This is a genomic window from Streptosporangium lutulentum, assembly GCF_030811455.1.
Lineage (GTDB): Bacteria > Actinomycetota > Actinomycetes > Streptosporangiales > Streptosporangiaceae > Streptosporangium > Streptosporangium lutulentum.
The window spans coordinates 7,636,651-7,658,416 of record NZ_JAUSQU010000001.1 but is presented as its reverse complement, the minus strand read 5'-3'; the positions used below and the strand labels follow the sequence as shown (position 1 = coordinate 7,658,416).

Here is a 21,766-nt window from a genome sequence, read left to right as displayed (position 1 = left end):
GTCATGTGGGCCGTGGCGATTCCGTGAGGAACCATTACGGGGCAAACCTTGGTTCAACGACCTGATCGTCGCCCGTCGGGTGTGTCCGGCCGTCACTAGCCTGGCCCCATGAGAGCCACGCTGAGAGCTTTGGGGGAGCTGAGCATCACGGCGGGTCTGATCCTGCTGCTCTTCTGCGCCTACCTTCTCTGGGGGACCGGCTCCTACACCATGGAGCAGCAGGTGCTGCTGCAGAGGCAGCTCCTCGAGAAGAAGGAACCCCGCCTGCTCGGCAAGATCCAGCTGGGCGGGGCGGTGGCGATGCTCAAGATTCCCCGTTTCGGTGACGACTACCGGTACGCCGTCGTGGAGGGCACCGACCGGGATCGGCTGCGGATGGGACCGGGCCACTATCCCGGAACCGCCATGCCAGGAGAAGTCGGAAATTTCGTGCTTTCGGGGCATCGAACTACTTATGCCGCGCCTTTCAAGCGCATCGGCGAGCTTCGCCGGGGCGACGACATCGTGGTCGAGGCGCGCGAGGCCCGCTACACCTACAGCGTCACCCGCACCCGCGTCGTCGAGCCCACCGAGGTGGACGTCATGGCCCCGGTCCCCGGCCAGCCGGGACGCGAGCCGGCCAAGGCCCTGATCACGCTGTCCACCTGCCACCCGGAGTACTCCGCCGCCCAGCGGCTCATCGTCTTCGGGAAGCTGGACCGGCGCGAGGAGCGCCGCACCTAACGGCAAGCAGACAAGGAGTCCCATGTACGGCTGGATCTGGCGGCTGCTCCCCGGCGGCCTCGCGGCCCGGATGTTCACGGCGGCGGTGCTGGCCGGGCTGGCGGTGGCCGTACTCTGGTATGTCGTGTTCCCTTGGCTTGAACCCCGCATCCCGCTCGACCAGAGCATCCTGAACCGATGAGCCGATGATCCGAGTCCTTGTCGTGGACAATCACGACAGCTTCGTCCACACCATCGTCCAGTACCTCCGCGAGCTCGGCGCCACCTGCGACGTGCGCCCGCGCGACCGGGTGGCGGTCGACGACGCGGCCGGCTTCGACGGGGTCCTGATCAGCCCCGGCCCCGGCACACCCGAGGACGCGGGGGTGAGCGTCCCGCTCGTCGGCTACTGCGAGGCCCGCGACCTTCCACTGCTCGGCGTCTGCCTGGGCCACCAGGCCATCGCGATCGCCCACGGCGCGACCGTGGCACGGGCTCCCGAACTGGTGCACGGCCGTACCAGCGCGATCGCGCACGACGGGCGCGGCGTCTTCGCCGGACTGCCGTCTCCGGCGACCATGACGCGGTACCACTCGCTGGCGGTCCTGCCCGAGACCGTCCCCGCGGCCCTTGAGGTCACCGCGACCACCGCCGATGGCGTGATCATGGGCCTGCGTCACCGCACCGCCCCCGTCGAGGGTGTGCAGTTCCACCCCGAATCGGTGATCTCAGAGCACGGCCATCGGCTTCTCGGGAACTGGCTCGCCGGAATCGTGTAACGCCGCCCATGGTCTGAACGATTGACCAGTGAGCCCTTCCGTCATCGCCCCCGAGTGACGGAAGGGCTCTCCCCTTTTCGCGGAGGAATCCTCCAGGGTTCCCACGAAGAAGACCCCCGCGACATCGCGGGGGTCTCTGCTTCTCAGGGGGCCGGTCCCGGTTCGTGCCCCCGGTCATGGGGGCACGAACTCAGTTCCCGTCTCCGGGCGCCGGGTTGTCGAAGATCTGGCCGCCGTTGCCGCCGTCGTCGGTCTCGAAGGGATCCGGCTCCGTGGGCTCGTCGCTCGGGAAGGTCGGCTCGTCGGTCTCGAAGGTCGGCTGCTCCGTCGGCACCGGGGGCTCGCCGCTCGACACGATCAGCGTGATCGTGGTCCCCGGCTGGTATTTGCCGCCGGCCTCGGGAGACTGGCTCAGCACGGTGCCCTCCGGCAGGTCGCTCGGCTGCTTGACCTCCTTGGCCTTGAATCCGGCTTCCTTGAGCGCGGTCTTCGCGTCGTCGATCGTGAGGGTGGCGACGTTCGGAACCTCCACGGACTCCGTGGGCACGGAGATCCGGACCGAGCTGCCCTTGGTGGCGCTCTTCCCCGCGGCGGGCGAGGTCTCGAAGACGATGCCCTGCTTGCGGCCGGAGGGCTTGGACTGCACGCTGACCTTGAAGTCCTTCGCCTCAAGCGCCGCCGTGGCCTCCTCGATGGTCATGTTGACCACGTCGGGCACCTCGACCTTCTCCACGCCCTTGGAGATTTTGAGCGTGACCACGGTGCCCTTGTCGACCTCGACGTCGGCCGCCGGGTCGGTCTCGATCACCGTGCCCTTCTGCATCTCCTCGTCGTAGACCTCCTCCGTCTTGACCTTCAGCTCCAGAGCCGTCAGGGCGGCGGTCGCCGCCTTCTCGGTCTGGGAGGTCAGCAGCGGGACCGTCACCTTGGCACTCGTGGTGGGGTCGCCGGGGGAGCTCAGGAACATGTAACCCACGCCGATGAAGGCGCCGATGACCAGGAGCGGGATCAGGATCCACGCCGCGGTCTTGACCGCCGCGTTGCCGCTGCTCTGCTGCTGCCGCCGACGGCCGCGCTCGCCGCGCCCGCCCTCCTCCGTGCCGTATTCGTACGCGGGGACGGCGGTGGTGCGCTGGGTGACCGGGCCGCCGGCCTGCGGCTGCATGGTCCGCGTGGCCGAGCCGTAGTTGTTGGCCAGGGCCATGGTCTGGGCGTCCATCGGCATGCCCGACATCGCCCGCTGGATGTCGGCCCGCATCTCGCCGGCGTTCTGGTAGCGGTGCGCCGGGTCCTTGGCCATCGCCTTGAGCACGATGGCGTCGGCCCACTTGGGGATGTCGGGATCGATCTGCGACGGCGGGATCGGCTCCTCGCGCACATGCTGGTAGGCGATCGCGACGGGGGAGTCGCCGGTGAACGGCGGCTGCCCGGTCAGCAGTTCGTACAGCACGCAGCCGGTGGAGTAGATGTCGCTGCGGGCGTCCACCCGCTCGCCCCTGGCCTGCTCGGGAGAGAGGTACTGGGCGGTGCCGATCACCTGGGCGGTCTGCGTCATGGTCGCGGCCGAGTCGGCCATCGCACGGGCGATGCCGAAGTCCATGACCTTGACGTCGCCGTTGCGGGTGATCATGACGTTCGCGGGCTTGATGTCCCGGTGGACGATGCCGCCGCGGTGGCTGTAGTCCAGCGCGCGCAGGATCCCGTCGACCAGTTCGGACGCGCGCTCCGGCAGCAGGCGCCGGTCGGCCCGCAGCAGGTCGCGCAGCGTGCGGCCGTCGACGTACTCCATCACGATGTACGGCACCGGCGCGCCCTCGGACACGTCTTCGCCTGTGTCGTAGACCGCGACGATGGAGGGGTGGTTCAGCGACGCGGCGGACTGCGCCTCCCGGCGGAACCGCGCCTGGAAGATGTGGTCCCTCGCCAGATCCGCGCGAAGGGTCTTGATGGCGACGATCCGATCCAGCCGGATGTCTCGGGCGCGATAGACCTCGGCCATGCCGCCACGCCCGACGACGCCGTCAAGCTCGTAGCGATCGCCGAGGCGTCGGGGCTGAGTCATTTCCTGCACTGTCCCTTACCGTTCATCTTGGGTGCCGGCGGGCTTTTGGGCCACCGGTGTCCATCATCGACCCGTTGCCGCATCACGTCTCCCCATTCGACGGGGATGTGTCGCCGGGGCCGGGAGTGGTGCTTGGTGTGAGGCTCGGTGTCGCCGTCGGGGTGGTGGGCGTTGGGGTCGAAATAGTCGGGCTGGGGCTGGGCGGTGGCGACGTACTCGGCCGGATGGTAGGCGTGGCCGATGTGCTTACCGTAGCCGACGGCGTGACCGATGGGCGGTGCGACTTCGTCGGTGTGACCGGCGGTCTGCTCGTCGCGGGCTTGGTTCTGGTCGGCCGGGCCGTCGGATGTTTGGTGACCGGGCTCGACCTGATCACCGGTTCTTCCGGCTTGTTGACGCTCGGCCTTTCCGTCAGGTCGTGGATCACCACCGCACCCAGCCCGACGGCCGCGGCGCAGCTCGCGACCGCCGCGGCGATCACCGTCGTCCTGCGCAGGCCGGACCGCCTCGTAGGGGGCCCCACGGTGCTCGCCGGACCCGAGTCCGAGCGCCAGCCCGAACCCCAGCCCGGACCCGCACCCGAGCCCGGATCCGCACCCGAGCCCGAACCCCAGCCCTGACCCGCGCCCGAACCCGTGCCCGAACCTTGATCCTGACCTGGGAGCGGGGCCAGGATCGGGGCGATCTCCTCCGGCCACTCGGTCGCCGGTTCCAGCCGCCACCCCGCAGGATCGGTGAGCATGCTCAGGCCCGTGGCGCCGCCGGCGGCGAGCGTCTCAAGCAGCAGGTTCGCCCGATCGGCCACCTCCCTGGCACTGGCCGGGCGCCGCTCGGGGTCCTTGGACAGGCACGCCATGATCAGGTTGCGCACCGCGGCGGGAACGTCTCCCGGCAGCGGCGGAGGCGGCTCGCTGAGGTGCATGAGCGCGATCGCCACCTGCGTCTCGGCGACGAAGGGCGGACGTCCGGCCAGGCACTCGTAGGCCACCACGCCGAGCGAGTAGAGGTCCGTGGCGGGGGTCAGAGGGAGCCCGGACGCCTGCTCGGGGCTGACGTACTGGGCGGTGCCCAGCATGATGCCCGTCTGGGTCACCGGCGCGGCCTGCAGAACCCTGGCGATGCCGAAATCTGTGATCTTGATCACGCCGGCCTCGGTGACCAGAAGGTTGCCGGGCTTGACGTCCCGGTGGATGATCCCCGAGTTGTGCGCGGCCTGCAGGCCCCCGGCGGTCTGCTGGACCACGTCGAGGGTGACCTCGACGCTCAGCCTGCCGTCGCGGGCCAGGATGCCCGCCAGCGACTCGCCGGGAACGAGCTCCATCACCAGATAGGCGATGCCGTCGGCCTCGCCGTAGTCGAAGACCTGGGCGATGCCGGGGTCGGCGAGGCTCGCCGCGATCCGGGCCTCGGAGCGGAAGCGTTCGCGGAAGGCCGGATCCGCCGCCACGTGCCGCCGGAGCAGCTTCACGGCCACCTCGCGGCCGAGCAGCTCGTCCTTGGCCCGCCACACCTCACCCATGCCGCCCGTCGCGATACGTCCCAGCGGACGGTATCGGCCCCCGAGCAAGGCGTCGGTCATTTACCCAGCACCGCTTCAATCACGCTCTTGGCGATGGGGGCGGCGGTGTGGCCGCCGGAGGCCTCGCCTCCGGCGCTCCCGGACTCGACGATCAGGGCAAGGGCGACCTTGGGGTCCTCGGCGGGGGCGAAGGAGATGAACCACGCGTGCGGGGCCTGACCCGTGGCGGTCTCGGCGGTGCCGGTCTTGCCGGCGACGGTCACCCCCGGGACCTGCGCGGCGGTCGCGGTGCCCTTGGCGACGACATTGATCATCATCTCCTTGAGCTTGCGCGCGGTGTCCTCGCTGGTCGCGGTGGACAGCTCCTCGGGGTCGGCGCTCTGGATCTCGTCGCCCTCCGAGTCCGCGATCTTGTTCACCAGGTACGGCTTCATGACCACGCCGTTGTTGGCGATGCCCGCGGCGACCATGGCCATCTGCAGCGGGGTCATCTGGTTGCTGCGCTGGCCGATCGAGGTCATGGCGAGCGCGGCCTGGTCCTCGCGCTTGCCGATCGAGCTGCCCGCCACCGGCAGCGGGATCTCCAGCGGTTCGCCGCCGATGCCGTACTTCTTGGCCTGCTCCTGGATGGCGTCGTAGCCGAGATCCATGCCCATCTGGGCGAACGGCGTGTTGCAGGACTGCTCCAGCGCGAACGACAGCGTCACCCGCCCGCTGCCGCACGCCGCGCCGCCGGAGTTGGGCAGGTCGTCGGTGGTGTTGGGCAGGTCGAGCACCGTCGGGGCGTTCACCTGGGTCTCCGGGCCGATGGTGTCGTCGCTCTCGAGATACGCCGACAGGGTCACCACCTTGAACGTCGAGCCCGGCGGGTAGCTGCGCTCGATCGCCCGGTTGACCAGCGGCTTGTCCGGGTCCTTGTCCAGCTTGTTGTAGGCCTGGTTGACCGTGTCCTTGTTCGCCTTGGACAGCAGGTTGGGGTCGTAGGTGGGGATCGAGACCATGGCGAGGATCGCCCCGGTCTTCGGCTCGATCGCGACCAGCGCGCCCTTCTTGCCGCTGGCGCCCAGCGCCTTGTAGGCCGCCTCCTGCGCCTTGGGGTTGATCGTCAGGTCGACGTTGGCGCCCTTGGACTGCTTGGCGGAGAACAGGTCGAGGCTGCGCCGGATCAGCAGGTCGGCGCTCGTTCCGTTGAGCAGGCTGTTCTCCGCCAGCTCCATGTCGCGCTCGCTCTCCGGCGCGAAGTAGCCGGTGATGGGCGCGTAGACCTTGCCGCCGGGATACTTCCGCTCGAACCGGAAGTCGTTGGAGCCGGTGTCGACGGACTCGGCGAGGACCTTGTTGCCCGCGGTGATCCGGCCGCGGTCGATTTCATAGCGGTCGTAGAAGTTGCGGAAGTTGCGCGAGTCCGAGCGCAGACCCTCCGCTCGTACGGTCTGCAGGTAGTTCACGTTGATCATGAGCAGGCCGAACATGACCAGGCAGGCCAGGGCGGCGCGCTTGAGGGGGCCGTTCATCGCTGGAACACCTGCGTCATTCCTTCGTCCTGGATTGCTTGGGGCGGCGGCTTCCTCGCCGCATCCGACATGCGTACCAGTAATGCGATAAGGATCCAGTTAGCCAGCAGAGCCGAACCACCCTGGGACATGAAGGGCGTGACCAGGCCGGTCAGCGGGATCAGGTTGGTCACGCCGCCGACGATGATGAAGACCTGCCAGGCCAGGATGAACGACAGGCCGCCCGCCAGCAGCTTGGAGAACGGGTCCCGGGCCGCGATCGAGGTGCGCAGGCCGCGCTCCACCAGCAGGGCGTAGACCATCAGCAGGGCCATCAGCCCGGCCAGGCCGAGCTCCTCGCCGGTGGCGGGGAAGATGAAGTCGGAGATGGCCAGCGGGATCAGGTCGGGGTGGCCTTGGCCGAGTCCGGTGCCGAAGATCCCGCCGCTGGCCATGCTGAACAGGCCCTGCATGAGCTGCTCACTGCCGCCGAGCTCGCGCGCGTAGAGCTCCTTGTTACCCGGGTCGAGGAAGACCTCGAAACGGGCGTACACGTGATCGAAGAGCAACCCGGCGAGAATCGCGCCGCCGATGAAGAGCAGAATGCCGATCAGGACCCACGAGGTGCGCTGGGTGGCGATGTAGAGCATCGCGATGAACGTGCCGAAGATCAGCAATGACGAACCGAGGTCCTTCTGCATGATCAGCACGCCCAGGCTGAGACCCCAGGTGATGAGGACCGGGCCGAGGTCGCGGGCGCGGGGCAGGTCGATGAAGAGCAGCCGGCGTCCCGCCAGGGCCAGCACGTCGCGCTTGGCGACCAGGTAGCCGGCGAAGAAGACGATCAGAGCGAGCTTGGCGAACTCGGCGGGCTGGAGCTGGCCCACGCCGGGGATGCCGATCCAGATGCGCGCGCCGTTCTCCTCTACGCCGATGAACGGCAGCAGCGGCGAGATCAGCAGGAAGAGTCCGACGGCTCCCGCGGTGTAGGTCAGCCGCTGCAGCGCGCGGTGGTCGCGCAGCACGATCAGCGTCACGGAGAACATGACGACCCCGATGGCCGTCCACAGGAGCTGGGTGCTGGCCGACGCGCCGAACGCGCCGGCCTGTTCGAGGCGATAGATCATCACCAGCCCGAGGCCGTTGATCAGCGTCACCAGCGGCAGGATCAGGGGGTCCGCCCAGGGGGCGAACTTGGCCAGCACCAGGTAGGCGGCCAGCATGAGCCCGCCCAGGCCGAGGCCGTAGGTGAGCATGCCGGAGGGGATCTTGTCGTCGATCGCGAGCCCCACGTTGGCGTAGGCGATCATCACGATCACGACCGCGAAAGCGAGCATCGCCAACTGGGCCACCCGCCGCTTGGCGGGCAGGAGAACGGGCTCGGCGCTTGGGGTGCTCATGGGTTACCGCTACCTTGAGGGTTTTGGGGTCGGGGTGGCGCTCGGCGAGACGCTGGGCTGGGGGGTCGGCTCGTCCTTCCCGTCGGGGGTCGCCGACGACTTGAGTTCTTCGATCTTCTTCAGTCCCGCGTCGACGTTGGCGACGGGGATGCCGTCACGGACCTGGCCCTGCTGGAACGCGTCGAGGACCGTGATCGACTCGGCGGTGCTCTCGGCGACGTCGAAGAGCTCGAAGGGGCCGAGGTTGGTCTTCACGCCCTGGAAAACCACGATCTCGTCGCCCCGGGCGCCCACGAAGTACTGATCATCGAGGTACTGGTTCCCGAAGTACCAGCCCAGGGCGCCGCCGATGACGACGACGCCTCCGACGACGACCAGAAGTGGCCACAGCCGACGGCGTTTGGCCGGCCGCCCTGTGGCCCTGGCGACCGGCTCCTCGAGATCTTCGTCCGTGATGACCGGCTGGGGCATCGTGATCGCGCCCGCCTGCCCCGCCGGGGCGTCCGGCGCCGATGACCGCGACAGGGTCGACCCGGCCGCGCCGACCACCGCTGCCTCGGTGAGCGGGGCGAGCGCCTCGTCCACCTCCAGCACGTCGGCGAGGACGCAGGTGATGTTGTCGGGACCGCCACCGCGGTTGGCCAGGTCGATGAGCGTGCGGACCACCGTGTCGGGGTCTTCGATCGTGGAGAGCGTGTGATGCATCGTCTCCGCGGTCACCACCCCGGACAGTCCGTCGGAGCAGAGCAGGTAGCGGTCGCCGACCTGGGCCTCGCGCAGGGACAGGTCGGGGTCGACCTCGCCGCTGCCGTCGAGCGCCCGGAGCAGGATGGAGCGCTGCGGGTGGGTGGCGGCCTCCTCCAGGGTGATCCGGCCGTCGTCCACCAGGGACTGCACGAGGGTGTGATCGTGCGTGATCTGGTAGAGCTCTCCCGTGCGCAGCAGATAGGCGCGGGAGTCGCCGACGTGGACCAGGGCGACCCTGGTGCCGGACCAGAGCATGGCGGTCAGGGTGGTGCCCATGCCCTTGAGGCTGGCGTCCCGGGACACCATCTCGTGCAGCCTGCGATTGGCGTCGCGTACAGCCGCCTCGATGGCGCTGAGCAGATCACCACCCGGGGTGTCCTCGTCGAGGGAGGACATCGCGGCTATGGCGACCGAGCTGGCCACCTCACCGTGTGCGTGACCGCCCATGCCGTCCGCGACGGCGAGCAGGCGGCCGCTGGCGTAGGCCGAGTCCTCGTTGCCCTCGCGGAGGAGGCCGACGTCGGAGCGGGCGGCGTAACGGAGTGCGATGGTCATTTGCGCAATTCGATGACGGTTTTGCCAATGCGGATCGGAACACCGAGCGGCACCGGAGTCGGACGGGTGACTTTGGAACGGTCGAGGTAGGTGCCGTTAGTCGAACCGAGATCTTCCACGATCCACTGACCGTCCTGGGGGAAGAGCCGGGCATGCCGGGTGGATGCGTAGTCGTCGCTGACTACCAGCGTGGCGTCGGTTGCTCGGCCGATGGTGATTGGCGTCTCCGAGAGGGTAATGGTGGTGCCTTCCAGGGGACCACCGGTGACGACCATTTGCCGGGGTTCCCCCTTCTTGGATTTGACCGCGGGTTTGGCGGGCTTGGGGGCCTTGCGCGCGGGGACGGCGGCGGCTGTGCGTGATCCGAACAAGTCTGTCCGGATCACACCGACCGCGGCAATCACGAAGAACCACAGCACCGCGAGGAATGCGAGCTGGATCAGCAGCAGCGTGAGCTCGGACATGGACCGTCTGTTTACCTTTAATCGCGCCGGAAAACCAGAGTCGTTCGCCCCAGCGTCACACGAGTGCCGTTCTGGAGCTCGACCCGGCGAACCGGCTGGCCGTTGACGAAGGTGCCGTTCGTGGAGCCGAGGTCGACGAGCGCGACCTGGGGACCCTCCACGCGCAGCTCGGCGTGGTGCCGGGAAACACCCGGGTCGACCAGCCGTAGATCACAGTCGGTGCCCCTGCCGAGCAGCGTCACCGGTGTTGTCAGATCGTAGGACCGCTGTCCCTGAGGGTCGTCCTGGGTCGAGACCAGCAGACGGGGCCGGCCTCCGAAGGGATGCGCCTTGGGCGTGGGGACGTCGCTCACCGGCTGGCGGATCTCGTCCTGTTCGACCGTCGCGCCGCGGATCACTCCCGAGCGGATGCGGAACAGGCCGACCGCGAGATCGTCGGCGGTCTCGAAACGGACCCTGACCGGTCCCACGAACGAGTAACCCTGCTCCTTGGCGTACTCCCTGGCGAGGTTGGCCAGCTCGTGGCTGATGCTGTCGGCATAGACCTCCAGGCGCTCACTGTCGGTCGTGGACAGTTCCACCACGAAGTCGTTGGGGACGAGCGTGCGCCCCTGCGCGACGATCGCAGCCCGCTCATCCATCTCCCGTTGGACCGCACTGGCGACCTCTACCGGCTGAAGGTCAGATTTGAACGCCCGCGCAAAGGCGCCTTCGACCAAGCCTTCGAGCCTTCGCTCGAAACGCTGAAGGACTCCCACCGGGTACCTCCCTTCCTCCGTCTATCTGGTCGCGGCCGCTTGGGAACTCGTCGGCTCGGTCGTGGCTCTCCCGCACCCGGCTCCTCCGCTCGCCTGCATGATCGCGGGCATCCGGGCACTCGTTGGCTCGTTCCTCGCTCTCCTGCACCCGCACCCTCCGCTTCGCATCTAGGAGGATCGTATCCGGGTTCATGGGTACCGGCCGATTCGTGCTAATGTTTCGACCGCACCCAACAAGGGCGGGTGGCGGAACGGCAGACGCGCACGGTTCAGGTCCGTGTGTCCGAAAGGACGTGAGGGTTCAAATCCCTCCTCGCCCACTCACAGCAGTCACGTAGGGCCCCGGTCGCGCGAACAGCGCGTCGGGGCCTTGCTGGTTTCTCGGAAGCTGCGCGGTCATCGGGGCCGTCCGTGAGGTGTCGAGTCGGGTGAGCCGGTCAGGCGATCATCGATCAAAGTAGCCGTTCGCTCCGTTATAGAGAAGTCCCAGGCGTTACACACGGTCCTTTTGTGTTTTGGACCAACTGTGGCGTGTGCCCCGTTTCTAACCCTCCTTGCTTGCCGATCACTTTCGGATCACTTGCAGCCTCGGCGGCGAGGGCCGATGTGATTACGCTGACAGAGAAAACGGGCGGGGGAAGACAGAGAACGGGCGGGGGAAGACAGAGAAAACGGGCCGGGAAAGATTTCTCCCCGGCCCGTCCGCCCTGTTCGCTAGCGCGTGGCGAGAGCCCGTACGTCCAGAAGCTCGCCGAGCAGGTCGGTGAGGCTCACCATCCCGACCACCTCGCCGCCCGCGTCCGTGACGATGCCCACGTGGGCGTGGGCGTCCTGAAGGGTGGACACCGCCTCGGGGATCGTCGTGGTCTTCTGCAGCCGGGGCGCCGGCCGGGCGAGCTCCGAGGGCTTCGCGTCGGGCCGGATCAAGATGTCCCTGACGTGCAACACGCCCAGGACGTCGCTAGGCCTGCCCGAGTTGACCAGCAGGCGCAGGTGCCCGCTGTCGGCGGCGATCCTGCGCATCTCGGCGCCCGTGGCGTTCCCGGTCACGCAGGTGACCCGCGCGAGGGGCAGCATCAGCCGCTCGACCGGCTGCTGGTGGACCCGCAGGGCCCTGGTGAGCAGGTCGTGCTCGTTGCGGTCGAGCAGGCCCATCCGGCCCGATTCGCCGACCAGCATGGCCAGCTGGACCGGGGTCCTGGTGGTGGCCAGCTCGTCCCTGGTGTGCACGCCGAACAGCCTGAGCATCGCGTTGGTCAGGCCGTTGAGCGTGGCGAGGATCGGCCGGACCACCCAGGTGAAGCCACGGAACGGCAGGGCCAGTCCCAGCGCCGCGCGCTCGGGGTGGGTCAGCGCCAGCGACTTGGGAGCCATCTCGCCGATCACCATGTGGAGGAAGGTGACCAGCGCCAGCGCGATCACGAGCGCGATGGGGACCCGCAGCGAGTCGGGCACGCCGATCGCCGCGAAGACGGGCTCCAGCAGGTGCTCGATGGCCGGTTCGGTCACCATGCCCAGGCCGAGTGAGCACAGGGTGATGCCGAGCTGCGCTCCGGCCAGCATCAGGGGGAGCTCCCTGCCCCCTCGCACGGCGGTGCGGGCGGCGATCCGGGTGAACCGGCCGCCCTTGCCCGCGAGCTCCTCCAGACGGTGTCTGCGGGCCGAGATCACCGCGAACTCGGCGGCGACGAAGAAGGCGTTGCCGATCAGCAGGACGACGCCGAGCAACAGGGCGGGAGTGGCGCTCATCGTCTCTCCACCGCGCTTCGCTCGATCATGGGTGCGTCGGGGCCACGCTCGATCATTCGCGGCGCGGTCGTCACCGGTTCGTCCTCTTTCTCGGTCTCGGGTACGGCCTCCCCGGGCGCGGTGGGCGCCAGCCGTACCCACTCGGGGACCCTGCGGTGCACCGACAGCACGGTGAGCACCGCGTCGGCCTCGCCCGCGCCGTCGTCCTCGAAGGGGTCGTTCTCCATGGTCAGGGTGACGGTGACCTGGTCACCGGGTTCGGCCATCCGGCCGAGGACGGCGAGCACGAGGCCGGCGACGGTGTCGTAGTCGTCGCTCTCGGGGAGTGACAGCTTGGTGGCCCGCTCGATCTCGTCGAGGCGCAGCGTGCCCGGGAGGTTCCAGGTGCCGTCGTCGCCCGCGACGACCCCCGCCGGCTCGGGGTCGTTCTCGTCCATGAGCTCGCCGACGAGTTCCTCGGCGAGGTCCTCGATGGTGACCACGCCGGCCAGGCCGCCGTACTCGTCGATGACGCAGGCCATGTCGTCGTGGGCGGTGCGCATGCGCTCCAGCACGAGCGGCAGCGGCAGCGAGGTCGGGACCAGGAGCGCGGGACGGGTGATCTTCTTCAACGAGCCGTCGGACAGACCGGATCTGAGCAGTTCCCGCACGCCGGTGACGCCGACCACGTCGTCGCCGTTCTCGTTGCAGAGCACCGGGTAACGGGAGTGACCGTGCTCGCGGACCGCGTCGAGCAGGTCGGAGATCGGGCGCTCGTCCCTGAGCAGCACCACGCGGGGCCGGGGAACCATGACGTCCTCGGCGGTGCGGTCGCCGAACTCCAGCGCGCGCTCCAGTAGCTCCGACAGCCCCGGCGGAAGGTCGCCGGCCGTGGCCGACTCGGAGATGATCCGGGACAGCTCCTCGGGGCTGGCGCCGTGCTCGATCTCCTCGACCGGCTCCACGCCCACCCGGCGCAGCAGGCCGGTGGCGGCGGAGTCGAACAGCCGGATGACCGGTCCGGCGACCCTGAGATAGACGAGGGTCGAGCCGGAGAGGAACTTGGCCACCGGCTCGGGACGGGAGATGCCCAGGTTCTTGGGGGCCAGCTCGCCGATCACCATCTGGATGATCGTGGCGACCGCCACGGCCAGTGCCACGGAGATGCCCGGCACGGCGCTCTCGGGCACGCCCGCCGTCCGCAGCCACGGGCGGATCACCGTGGCGATGGCGGGCTCGGAGATGAAGCCGACCAGCAGGGCGGTGACGGTGATGCCGAGTTGCGCGCCCGACAGCATGAACGACAGGCGTCCCGTCACCTCCAGCGCCCGCTTGGCGGCGGCGTCACCGGTGTCGGCCTGTCCGCGTAGCGCGCCGCGGTCGGCGGCCACGAAGGCGAACTCCTGGGCGACGAAGTATCCGGTGGCCAGGGTGAGAAGCAGTACGGCCAGCAGGCCAAGAGCCGTGTTCACCGGGTTGCTCTCCCGGCTGAATCAGCGATTCCCGTGCATTCGCACGGGCACGTACTCCACGGGTCCGAAGTGGACACGATCTTCCTTTCTAGCGGCGGTCGTCTCTACCGTAACGATCCCGATGGGGGTCGATGTTTCCGGATCGGCTGACGATCGCATTACGGATGGTTAAGTACCCTTCTGAGTACTTTTACGCAGGGAAACCTTTAAGACCCGTCTGCGCACACGGGAGAGGCGACGTAGCGTCGATAATGACGTTCTCATCCTGAGATCGAGAAGTGGCGGAACACGACGTGGCTGACTGGCCGGAAGACGACGATCGCACTCGTGAGCTGCGATCGCCCACGCCCGCGCCCATAGCGCCGCGAGCGGCGGGGCAGCCCGCCTACCCGGTGCCGGGCAGACGGGTGGAGCCCGGACGGGAGGCGGAGGCGGGCGCCGCGCGCCCCCGTGGATCCTCCCGGGTGTACGGCAAGGCGAGGTCGGGCTCCAGCCCCGTCAAGCCCCTGCCCTCGTCCCCCGGGGACGCCCCCACCGCGTTCATGGGCGGCTCCTCCGCCGCGGGTTCCCCCGCCGGGTCCCCGGGTTCTTTCGGGGGGTCCTCGGGCGGGAGGGGCGGCCTGCGGGCGCCGAGCCGCGGCTGGCGGCCCAAGCGGCCCGGCAGGCTGATCGTGCGGATCCTCATCGGCCTGCTCGTGGTGCTGCTGGTGCTGGCCATCGGCGGATATTTCGTGATCAATTCGAGGCTGGAGAAGATCCCCGTCCTCGGCGACTACGAAGGCCGTCCCGCGGACACCGCCGGCACCAACTGGCTGCTGGTCGGCTCCGACAGCCGTGAGGGCCTGAGCAAGGCCCAGCGCAAGGAACTCGCCACCGGCTCGGCGGTCGGCCGCCGGACCGACACGATGATGCTGCTGCACATCCCGGACGGCGACGGCCGCCCGACCCTGGTCAGCCTCCCGCGTGACTCCTACGTGCCGATCGACGGCCACGGCAGCGACAAGCTCAACGCCGCCTACTCCTTCTCTGACGGCGGCCCCAAGCTGCTCGCCAAGACCGTGGAACAGGTCACCGGTCTGAGGCTGGACCACTACATGGAGATCGGCTTCGGCGGCTTCGTGGGCATCGTGGACGCCATCGGCGGGGTCGAGATCAACGTCCCGCAGGCCATCAAGGACCGCAAGGCCGGGATCAACCTGAAGAAGGGCCCGCAGGTGATGGACGGCGGAACGGCCCTCGGGTACGTCCGCACCCGTGCCACCGGCGCCATCCCCGACTTCGACCGGACCCAGCGCCAGCGCCAGTTCTTCTCCGCGGTCGTGAAGCAGGCCGCGAGCCCCGGGGTTCTGATCAACCCCTTCCGCTCCGTCCCGCTCGCCCTGAGCGCCACCGACTCCGTGTCCGTCGGCGACGAGAGCGGAGCCTTTGACCTGCTCTCCCTCGGCCTCGCGATGGGCGGCAACCCGGTCACCACGGTCGTCCCCATCGGCTCGCTGCCGACCATCAACGGCCAGGCCGTCGTCAAGTGGGACACGGAGAAGGCCCTTCGCATGTTCAGGGCGCTGGCCCAGGACAAGCCCGTCCCCAAGGACGTCCTCCCGAAGAAGTAGCCCCGTCCGCGGCGCGAACGCCGAAGACGCCTCCCGCCCGCACCGGGCGCGGGCCTTCCCCCGGCTTCACGTCGGGGGAAGGGCCCGCGTCTCGGCGGTTCGGCCGGCGGAGACGCCAAGGGCCCGTGTCTCGTCGGCGGTCAGTGGCGGTCCGGCCGGCGGAGACGCTACTGGCCGGAGGAGCCCGCCGAGGAGGCGCCGGCGATGGCCCCGCTCATCACGGCCACCATGATCGCGGCGTTGATCGACGCGATGGTCTTGGCGACCGCCTCGCCGGCCCACTCGCCCTCGGTGATCTCCCGGATGCGGTCCCCGCTCGCGCCGGGGAACGCCTTGCGGTCGATCTTGGCCGCATGCAGTACGGCGATCAGCACGGCGATCCGCTCGTCGGGGTCGGTCCCGGACAGCACGCTCTGGACGCGCTCGCGGATGCCCCGCTCGACGCTCGGATCCCGCTCCGGGTAGCGGGAGGAGGGAAAGACCCCAAGGATCTTGTGCTGCTCCTCGCGCAGCACGCCCCGCTCCGCCAGACGGGAGAGCAGGCGCTTGCGGAGCTTGGTCGAATGGAACTTCTGGACCCACCACTCGGGCTTGCGCCCCTTCGGCTCCTCGGCGATCCTGGCCAGCGCCGCGTCGAGCTCCTCGTCCCCGAGGGGGGTCGCGTCGCGGACGGTGACCTGCTTGCCCGCGAGGTCGATCCGGTCGTGGATCGCCAGCTCCGCCAGTACGGCGCCGCCGAGTGCGGCGTCCAGCTCCGAGGAGCCGATCAGTTGCCTGCCCTCCACCTCGCTGTAGGCGAGGAGAAGTACTTCCTCAGCGATCGTTGTCATCGCTCGACCCTACGTCGTGAGCACCACGTGAGGGCCGGGCGCGAAAGCCCGGGGCGCCCTCGGTCCCGACGCCGTGAGGATCGGGGGACCGCTCCGCCACCATCCGGTGCGGGTGCTTCGGCGCCGCGGCCCTGGCTTGAGACAATGCTCAATTTATGAGCATCTCTGCGGAACTGCACGCCATTGGCCGCCCCCTCGTCGACGCGCAGCTCGCCCACCCGACGGTGGCGGGGATCGCGAAGGGAGACCTGGACGATCGGGTGTTCCGGTCCTGGCTGGAGCAGGACTACCTGTTCCTCCTGGACTACGTGCGCGTGTTCTCCCGGCTGGCGTGGCAGGCTCCCGACGGCCATCTGGGCGATCTGGTGGACCTGGCCCACGCCACCTTCCACGAGGAGCTGAACCTGCACCGGTCCCTCTCGGCCGAGTTCGGCGCCGACCTGGAGGGGGCGAGGAAAGGCCCCGCCTGCGTGGCGTACACCTCGTTCCTGCTCGATTCCGCGGCCCGCTACGCGGACGGCCTGGCCGCGCTCTACCCGTGTATGTGGGGCTACTCCACCCTCGGCCGCATCCTCGCGGAGAACCCCCCGGCCGAGCCGCGCTACCGCGCCTGGGTCGACACCTACGCCCACCCGGGTTTCGCCGAGCTGACCGAGCGCATCGCCGTGATGATCGACGAGGCCGCCCCGGACCCCGGCCGGGCCAGGGAGCTGTTCACCGAGGGAATGGCCCACGAGCTCGCCTTCTGGGACGTGCCCTGACCCTCCACCCGGACGGCGCCGCTCAGGGATCGCCGGGACGGCGGCGGGAGGATCCGGCGAAGGCGGCGAGCGGGCGGGACGCAGGGCCGATGCAGGGCCTCTGAGCGGCTTTGGGCCACATTCGGTGAAGGACTTGGGACAATGGGTTCATGAGTGTTCCTGAGATCGAAGTGCAGGCCGTTCCGGACGGGGCGTTCCTGCTCGACGTACGCGAGACCGACGAGTGGCTCGCCGGCCACGCGCCCACCGCCGTCCACATCCCGCTGGGCGAGCTGCAGGCACGGGTCGACGAGGTGCCCAAGGACGCGCCCGTCTACGTGATCTGCCGTCTCGGAGGCCGTTCCGCGAACGCCGCGGCCTGGCTGAACCACGTCGGCTGGGACGCGATCAACGTCGGCGGCGGCATGCAGTCCTGGAATCTCGCCGGTCGTCCCATGGTCGGCGAGAACGGCGGAGAGCCGTTCGTGGCCTGACGGATCGGCGACGGCGACGGCGACGGCGGAGACCCGTTCCCGGCCCGGCGGCGGTGAGAGGGACGGGGTCCGCTCGTCGAACCGACGGGCCTCTCCTCAGAAGCCTGACGTGGCCCTTGCCGAGGGCTCGTGGCCGGATACGGTCCTTGCCAAGAGAGGAATGAATGACATAATCAGGCGAATTGTCTACCGCGGGAGCTCGGGCGTAACCGGGCTGAGAGGGCGGACCACGCAGGGGATCACTCGAATCCTCCGACGCGCCGCCGACCGCATGAACCTGTCCGGGTAATGCCGGCGTAGGGAGCGTGTAATGACGCCCGCCATCACTGATTCCAGCGCTACCGAGGCACCCCTCACCCTCGACGAGGCACCCCCCAAGACCCTTGGCGCGCTCGACCAGGGCGCGTTCTGGGCCAACCTGGGTGTCAGCCTGCTCGGCTTCTCCTTCGCGCTCTTCCTGATCAACCCGCTGCTCGACGAGAACCCGCTCACCTTCAACGCGGCCCTGACCGCGGCCCTCGTCGGCAGCCTGATCGGCACCGCGATGGTCGGTCTCGCGGCGATTCCGGGAGTGCAGACCGGCCAGCCCGCGATGGTGCTGCTGCGCGGGCTGTTCGGCGCGAAGCTCTCCTACGTCCCGACCGTGCTGAACATCATCCAGATGATCGGCTGGGGCGCGTTCGAGCTGTGGGTCATCGCGATGGGCGCGCAGGCGATCTTCGGGCAGTCGGTCCCCTATACGGTCTGGGCGATCGTGGCGGGGGTCCTGACGACGGCGCTGACCATCTACCCTCTGGGAGCCATCCGGCTGATCCGGCGGTTCGTCACGATCGGCGTGATCGTTTCGATGGCCTGGTTCGCGGTGGTCTTCTTCCGTGACACCCCCGTCCAGACCGGCGGCTCCTGGGACGCCTTCGCGCCGGCCGTGGACTTCGTGGTCGCCCTGTCCGTCTCGTGGGTGCCGGTCGCGGCGGACTACGCCAGGCACTCGCGCTCCAGCCGCGCGGCCTTCACCGGCGTCGTCGGCGGCTACACCATCGCCCAGGTGGCCTGCCTGGCCGTCGGCATCTACGCGGTGGCGCTCGCCGGTCACAGCGCGGTGCTGGAGCAGCCGACCGCCGTGTTCGCCCCGTTCGTGGCGGCCCCGCTCGGTGCGCTGTTCTTCGGCGTCCTCGTGCTGCGCGAAACCGACCAGTCGTTCGCGAACGTCTACTCCACGGCGATGTCGCTGCAGAACCTGATGCCGAGGGTGGACCGCCGGATCTTCTCCGTGGCCATCGGCGTGCTGACCACGGCCATGGCCCTTGTCATCGACGTCAACTCCTACAGCGCGTTCCTCAGCATCATCGGTGCGGTGTTCGTGCCGATGCTCGGCGTGCTGGCGGTCGACTACTTCCTGCTCGGCCGCGGGAGGAACTGGGACACCTCCGAGAACGCCCCCTCCCGCTGGCTCATGGTGATCCCGTGGGTGCTCGGCTTCGTCACCTGGTGGATGCTCGCCGCGCCCTCGGCCGTGTCGTGGTGGGCGGAGATCTGGGACGGCGTCAGGGGGGCCGTCGGGTTCACCCCGCAGCCGTGGATGAGCGCGTCGATCGGCGCGTTCCTCGTCGCGGGCCTGGTCACACTCGGCCTGGGTGCGCTCCGCCGCCGGTGAACGAGCGGGGTCCGCGGGCCTGTACGAGCGGGGTCCGCGGGCCTGTAGGAGCGAGGACAGGCGAGGTCCGCGGGCTTGAACGGGCGAGGTTTACGAGCCGCCTGGTGAGCGGTTCACGCCGTTCGCCTCGATGCGCAGCAGTCGCTCCTTGACGGCCGGGCCTCCCGCGTAGCCGCCGAGGACGACCTCGCTCTCGACCACCCGGTGGCAGGGCACGATCACGCACACCGGATTGCTCCCCAGGGCGTTGCCGACCGCGCGCAGCGCCCGTGGCCTGCCGATTCGCTCGGCGATCTCGCGGTAGGTGGTCACCGTGCCGTACGACACCGCGAGCATCATCTGCAGCACGGTCCTGGCGAACTGCGTGGCCAGCCGCAGGTCGATCGTCGTGGTGAAGGCGCGCAGCCGGCCGGAGAAGTAGGCGTCCAGCTCCCGGCGGACCGGGTCGAGCCGGCGCGCGTCGGGCCCGATGAACGTGCCGACCTCCCTGCTGACCCGCTCGAAGACGATGTTCTCGTCCTCGTAGCTGCAGGCCACCACGCCCCGGTTCGTCACGGCGAGGGTGAGGCGTCCCACCGGGCCGTCGAGAGTGCCGAACGCGATGTCCGGATGGCTCGTCCCGATGTAGTTGGGCGAGGTCACCCGTAGCAATGCATCGATGTCGCCGGATGACATGGCCCCACCCTTTCGTATCCAGGTGTGTGGTGACCGCAGCGTATCGGACGGATCGCCCCGGCGAGTGGCGACACGTGCGGGCCGAAAGTGCCAAGATCAGACCGGTTGAGACGGCACTATGGATACGTGGGGTACTACAGGGCCGACAGTGACGATGGCATCGGCCATGTGGCCGTCGCCGGTGCTTCTCATGCGATCGTCGCCGGTGCGCCCAACGCGATCGTCGCCCTTGACCGGGACGAGACCGTTCTCACATGGAATCCGGCCGCGGAACGCCTGTTCGGCTGGTCCGCCGAGGAGGTGCTCGGCCGCCGCGCGCCGGTCGTCCCCGAAGAACTGGTGGCCGAGCACAACGCGGTTCTCGAACGGGTCCGCACCGGTGGTCAGGTGTCGTTGCGGACCAAGCGCTTCCACCGCGACGGCAGCCTGTTCGACGTGCGGGTGGACACCGGCACGCTGCGCTCGGAGAGCGGCGACCTGCTCGGCTACGTCAGCGTCTATCACCTGGCCCAGGACGACGAGACCGCCGACGACCGGACCTCCCGCCGGGCGCAGCTCGTCCGGAGGCTGGCCGACGTGGTCGCCGACATCAACGCCGAGCGGGAGCTGCCCGCCGTGCTCGACCGGATCGCGGCCAGCCTCACCGACCTGACCGGAGCCGACGCGGGCGGGTTCGTGCGCATCGAGGGTGACCGGCTCCGCCTCGTGGCCCGCCACAAACTCCCCGACTCGCTGCGCGGCTCCACCGCCGACCTCCGTACCAGCCTGGTCGGCAAGCTGTTGCGCGGCGGCCGGACCGTGCTGCTGGAGACCGGCGACCAGGCCCGGCTGGACGAGCTGATCTGGTCGCAGGTGCCCGGCCTGCACACCATCGTGCTCGGCCTCGCCGCGATGGGCGGCAGACCGTACGGCGCGCTGTACGCGTTGTTCGCCAAGCGCAAGGTCGGCCATCTGGAGCTGGAGCTGCTGGAACTGCTCGCCGGGCATGCCGGGATCGCCGTCGGCAACGCCATGGCCTACCAGGAGGCCGTACGGCAACGTGCCCACGAGAGAGCGGTGTTCGACGCCAGCGCCGACGGCATCGCGGTCCTCGACGAGCTGGGCAGGGTCACCCAGTGGAACCCCGCGGCCACCGAGCTGACCGGGTTCCACGCGGACGAGGTGATCGGCGGGCCGCCGCCGTTCCGGCTGCCGGAGCCGGGCGACAAGCTCACCATCCAGCTTCCCTCGGGCACCTGGCTGGACGTGCTCAGCGCGGAGATCGTGGAGACCGGCGAGGTCGTGATCGACTTCCGCGACATCACCCGGAGCAAGGAGCTGGAGGAGGCCAAGGATCTCTTCCTGGCCACCACCAGTCACGAGCTGCGCACCCCGATCACCGTGGTCCGGGGCTTCGCCAGCACGCTCGACGCGCGCTGGGACAGCATGACCGACGCCGAGCGGCGCGGCGCCGTGCACACCATCGCCGAGCGGGCGCATTCCCTCAGCCGGCTCATGGACCACCTGCTGCTGGGCTCCCGGGCCGGAGCCGGCGAGCTCACCCTGAAGATCGAGGGCTTCGACCTCGGAGAGCTGGTACGGGCCGCCACGCTGGGCCTGCCGGTCCTGCCCGACCTGCACCGGATCGAGGTGAACATCCCCGACGACCTGCCTCTGGTCTCCGGTGACGCGTTCGCCACCGACATCCTGCTCGGCCAGCTCTTGGAAAACGCGTTCAAATATTCACCGGACGGTGGCCTGATCAGGGTCGAGGCCTGGGTGGACGGTGACCAGGTGGTGCTCGTCGTCGACGACGACGGCGTCGGGATCGCCCATGCCAGCCGGGAGCATGTCTTCGATCGTTTCGTCCAGGGGGACAGCGGTGATCGCCGCCGATTCGGCGGGGTCGGCCTCGGCCTCTACATCGTGCGCAGCCTGGCACGCGCGCAGGGCGGCGAGGTGTCGGCCCATCCGCGTCCCACCGGCGGCACCCGGATGCGGCTGTCCCTGCGTATTGCCGACACGCCCGACCCCCTTACCTAACCGACACGCCGATGCGGTAACGAGTCGGTAACGGATGAGCTGATCTATTGTCGAATGTGCAC

At 69.2% G+C, this 21,766-nt stretch carries 19 protein-coding genes, 1 tRNA gene and 1 riboswitch; of the genes, 9 read left to right on the top strand and 11 right to left on the bottom strand.

Annotated features, from left to right (window positions below; genetic code table 11):
* The first annotated feature begins 108 nt into the window (after positions 1 to 108).
* The 3 genes from J2853_RS34455 to J2853_RS34445 are packed head-to-tail and all read left to right on the top strand — an operon-like array spanning position 109 to position 1,481.
* A complete protein-coding gene (locus tag J2853_RS34455; RefSeq protein ID WP_307564876.1) occupies positions 109 to 723 on the top strand; it encodes a class E sortase in 615 nt (204 codons plus the stop codon).
* Between the two features lie 22 nt (positions 724 to 745).
* Positions 746 to 904, top strand: a complete 159-nt coding sequence (locus J2853_RS34450) for a hypothetical protein (RefSeq protein WP_307564875.1) — start codon at positions 746 to 748, stop codon at positions 902 to 904.
* 4 nt (positions 905 to 908) lie between these two features.
* Positions 909 to 1,481, top strand: coding sequence for an anthranilate synthase component II (locus tag J2853_RS34445; RefSeq protein WP_307564874.1), 573 nt, complete (start codon positions 909 to 911; stop codon positions 1,479 to 1,481).
* A gap of 190 nt (positions 1,482 to 1,671) precedes the next feature.
* Here the strand turns inward: J2853_RS34445 and pknB are convergent, their stop codons facing one another.
* The 7 genes from pknB to J2853_RS34410 all read right to left on the bottom strand — a co-directional run bounded on the left by pknB (position 1,672) and on the right by J2853_RS34410 (position 10,479).
* The gene (gene pknB, locus J2853_RS34440) at positions 1,672 to 3,543 is read right to left on the bottom strand and encodes a Stk1 family PASTA domain-containing Ser/Thr kinase (protein ID WP_307564873.1); all 1,872 of its coding nucleotides are present in this window, start codon (positions 3,541 to 3,543) and stop codon (positions 1,672 to 1,674) included.
* Between the two features lie 82 nt (positions 3,544 to 3,625).
* Complete coding sequence (locus J2853_RS34435; protein WP_307564872.1) at positions 3,626 to 5,122, bottom strand: serine/threonine-protein kinase; 1,497 nt, start codon at positions 5,120 to 5,122, stop codon at positions 3,626 to 3,628.
* Positions 5,119 to 6,576: a peptidoglycan D,D-transpeptidase FtsI family protein gene (locus tag J2853_RS34430; RefSeq protein ID WP_307564871.1), complete on the bottom strand. Its 1,458-nt coding sequence runs from the start codon at positions 6,574 to 6,576 to the stop codon at positions 5,119 to 5,121. Before J2853_RS34430 ends, J2853_RS34435 begins: the two co-directional genes overlap by 4 nt.
* Positions 6,573 to 7,955 (bottom strand): FtsW/RodA/SpoVE family cell cycle protein, encoded by a 1,383-nt coding sequence (locus J2853_RS34425; protein ID WP_307564870.1) that lies wholly within the window; start codon positions 7,953 to 7,955, stop codon positions 6,573 to 6,575. Before J2853_RS34425 ends, J2853_RS34430 begins: the two co-directional genes overlap by 4 nt.
* Before the next feature lie 9 nt (positions 7,956 to 7,964).
* Positions 7,965 to 9,257, bottom strand: coding sequence for a Stp1/IreP family PP2C-type Ser/Thr phosphatase (locus tag J2853_RS34420; protein ID WP_307564869.1), 1,293 nt, complete (start codon positions 9,255 to 9,257; stop codon positions 7,965 to 7,967).
* Positions 9,254 to 9,721 carry an FHA domain-containing protein FhaB/FipA gene (locus tag J2853_RS34415; RefSeq protein WP_307564868.1) on the bottom strand — a complete coding sequence of 156 codons (468 nt, stop codon included), beginning with the start codon at positions 9,719 to 9,721 and terminating at the stop codon, positions 9,254 to 9,256. The genes J2853_RS34420 and J2853_RS34415 overlap by 4 nt, the downstream gene beginning before the upstream one ends.
* A gap of 17 nt (positions 9,722 to 9,738) precedes the next feature.
* Entirely contained in the window at positions 9,739 to 10,479 is a 741-nt protein-coding gene (locus tag J2853_RS34410; RefSeq protein ID WP_307564867.1) for an FHA domain-containing protein, read from the bottom strand.
* 237 nt (positions 10,480 to 10,716) lie between these two features.
* Between J2853_RS34410 and J2853_RS34405 the strand changes: the two genes are divergently transcribed.
* Positions 10,717 to 10,799 (top strand) — tRNA-Leu (locus tag J2853_RS34405).
* Between the two features lie 394 nt (positions 10,800 to 11,193).
* Here the strand turns inward: J2853_RS34405 and J2853_RS34400 are convergent.
* Together J2853_RS34400 and J2853_RS34395 are read right to left on the bottom strand one after the other, a co-directional pair.
* A complete protein-coding gene (locus J2853_RS34400; protein WP_307564866.1) occupies positions 11,194 to 12,228 on the bottom strand; it encodes a hemolysin family protein in 1,035 nt (344 codons plus the stop codon).
* Positions 12,225 to 13,679: a hemolysin family protein gene (locus tag J2853_RS34395; RefSeq protein WP_307564865.1), complete on the bottom strand. Its 1,455-nt coding sequence runs from the start codon at positions 13,677 to 13,679 to the stop codon at positions 12,225 to 12,227. Before J2853_RS34395 ends, J2853_RS34400 begins: the two co-directional genes overlap by 4 nt.
* A gap of 293 nt (positions 13,680 to 13,972) precedes the next feature.
* Here J2853_RS34395 and J2853_RS34390 point away from each other — a divergent pair, with 293 nt between their 5' ends.
* Positions 13,973 to 15,289 (top strand): LCP family protein, encoded by a 1,317-nt coding sequence (locus J2853_RS34390; protein WP_307564864.1) that lies wholly within the window; start codon positions 13,973 to 13,975, stop codon positions 15,287 to 15,289.
* Between the two features lie 167 nt (positions 15,290 to 15,456).
* Here J2853_RS34390 and J2853_RS34385 read toward each other — a convergent pair whose 3' ends face one another.
* A complete protein-coding gene (locus J2853_RS34385) occupies positions 15,457 to 16,119 on the bottom strand; it encodes a GOLPH3/VPS74 family protein (protein WP_307564863.1) in 663 nt (220 codons plus the stop codon).
* Positions 16,120 to 16,274: 155 nt separating this feature from the next.
* Here J2853_RS34385 and J2853_RS34380 point away from each other — a divergent pair, with 155 nt between their 5' ends.
* The 3 genes from J2853_RS34380 to J2853_RS34370 all read left to right on the top strand — a co-directional run bounded on the left by J2853_RS34380 (position 16,275) and on the right by J2853_RS34370 (position 19,007).
* On the top strand, positions 16,275 to 16,880 hold the full coding sequence (locus J2853_RS34380; RefSeq protein WP_307564862.1) for a TenA family protein: 606 nt from the start codon (positions 16,275 to 16,277) through the stop codon (positions 16,878 to 16,880).
* Between the two features lie 149 nt (positions 16,881 to 17,029).
* Positions 17,030 to 17,353 carry a rhodanese-like domain-containing protein gene (locus tag J2853_RS34375; RefSeq protein ID WP_307564861.1) on the top strand — a complete coding sequence of 108 codons (324 nt, stop codon included), beginning with the start codon at positions 17,030 to 17,032 and terminating at the stop codon, positions 17,351 to 17,353.
* Positions 17,354 to 17,534: 181 nt separating this feature from the next.
* A riboswitch (TPP riboswitch) is annotated at positions 17,535 to 17,673 on the top strand.
* Positions 17,664 to 19,007: a purine-cytosine permease family protein gene (locus J2853_RS34370; protein WP_307564860.1), complete on the top strand. Its 1,344-nt coding sequence runs from the start codon at positions 17,664 to 17,666 to the stop codon at positions 19,005 to 19,007. Its footprint overlaps the riboswitch before it by 10 nt.
* A gap of 90 nt (positions 19,008 to 19,097) precedes the next feature.
* Here J2853_RS34370 and J2853_RS34365 read toward each other — a convergent pair whose 3' ends face one another.
* Positions 19,098 to 19,682, bottom strand: coding sequence for a methylated-DNA--[protein]-cysteine S-methyltransferase (locus tag J2853_RS34365; RefSeq protein WP_307564859.1), 585 nt, complete (start codon positions 19,680 to 19,682; stop codon positions 19,098 to 19,100).
* Between the two features lie 126 nt (positions 19,683 to 19,808).
* On the opposite strand from J2853_RS34365, the gene J2853_RS34360 reads away from it, so the two are divergent.
* Positions 19,809 to 21,704 (top strand): sensor histidine kinase, encoded by a 1,896-nt coding sequence (locus tag J2853_RS34360; protein WP_307564858.1) that lies wholly within the window; start codon positions 19,809 to 19,811, stop codon positions 21,702 to 21,704.
* Positions 21,705 to 21,766 lie beyond the last annotated feature (62 nt).

Coding starts and splice junctions, on each gene's coding strand:
- J2853_RS34430 (WP_307564871.1), bottom strand. CDS start 6,576: ATGAACGGCCCCCTCAAGCGCGCCGCCCTGGCCTGCCTGGTCATGTTC.
- J2853_RS34400 (WP_307564866.1), bottom strand. CDS start 12,228: ATGAGCGCCACTCCCGCCCTGTTGCTCGGCGTCGTCCTGCTGATCGGC.
- J2853_RS34365 (WP_307564859.1), bottom strand. CDS start 19,682: ATGTCATCCGGCGACATCGATGCATTGCTACGGGTGACCTCGCCCAAC.
- J2853_RS34450 (WP_307564875.1), top strand. CDS start 746: ATGTACGGCTGGATCTGGCGGCTGCTCCCCGGCGGCCTCGCGGCCCGG.
- J2853_RS34415 (WP_307564868.1), bottom strand. CDS start 9,721: ATGTCCGAGCTCACGCTGCTGCTGATCCAGCTCGCATTCCTCGCGGTG.
- J2853_RS34425 (WP_307564870.1), bottom strand. CDS start 7,955: ATGAGCACCCCAAGCGCCGAGCCCGTTCTCCTGCCCGCCAAGCGGCGG.
- J2853_RS34370 (WP_307564860.1), top strand. CDS start 17,664: ATGACGCCCGCCATCACTGATTCCAGCGCTACCGAGGCACCCCTCACC.
- pknB (WP_307564873.1), bottom strand. CDS start 3,543: ATGACTCAGCCCCGACGCCTCGGCGATCGCTACGAGCTTGACGGCGTC.
- J2853_RS34445 (WP_307564874.1), top strand. CDS start 909: ATGATCCGAGTCCTTGTCGTGGACAATCACGACAGCTTCGTCCACACC.
- J2853_RS34375 (WP_307564861.1), top strand. CDS start 17,030: ATGAGTGTTCCTGAGATCGAAGTGCAGGCCGTTCCGGACGGGGCGTTC.
- J2853_RS34455 (WP_307564876.1), top strand. CDS start 109: ATGAGAGCCACGCTGAGAGCTTTGGGGGAGCTGAGCATCACGGCGGGT.
- J2853_RS34420 (WP_307564869.1), bottom strand. CDS start 9,257: ATGACCATCGCACTCCGTTACGCCGCCCGCTCCGACGTCGGCCTCCTC.
- J2853_RS34380 (WP_307564862.1), top strand. CDS start 16,275: ATGAGCATCTCTGCGGAACTGCACGCCATTGGCCGCCCCCTCGTCGAC.
- J2853_RS34435 (WP_307564872.1), bottom strand. CDS start 5,122: ATGACCGACGCCTTGCTCGGGGGCCGATACCGTCCGCTGGGACGTATC.
- J2853_RS34385 (WP_307564863.1), bottom strand. CDS start 16,119: ATGACAACGATCGCTGAGGAAGTACTTCTCCTCGCCTACAGCGAGGTG.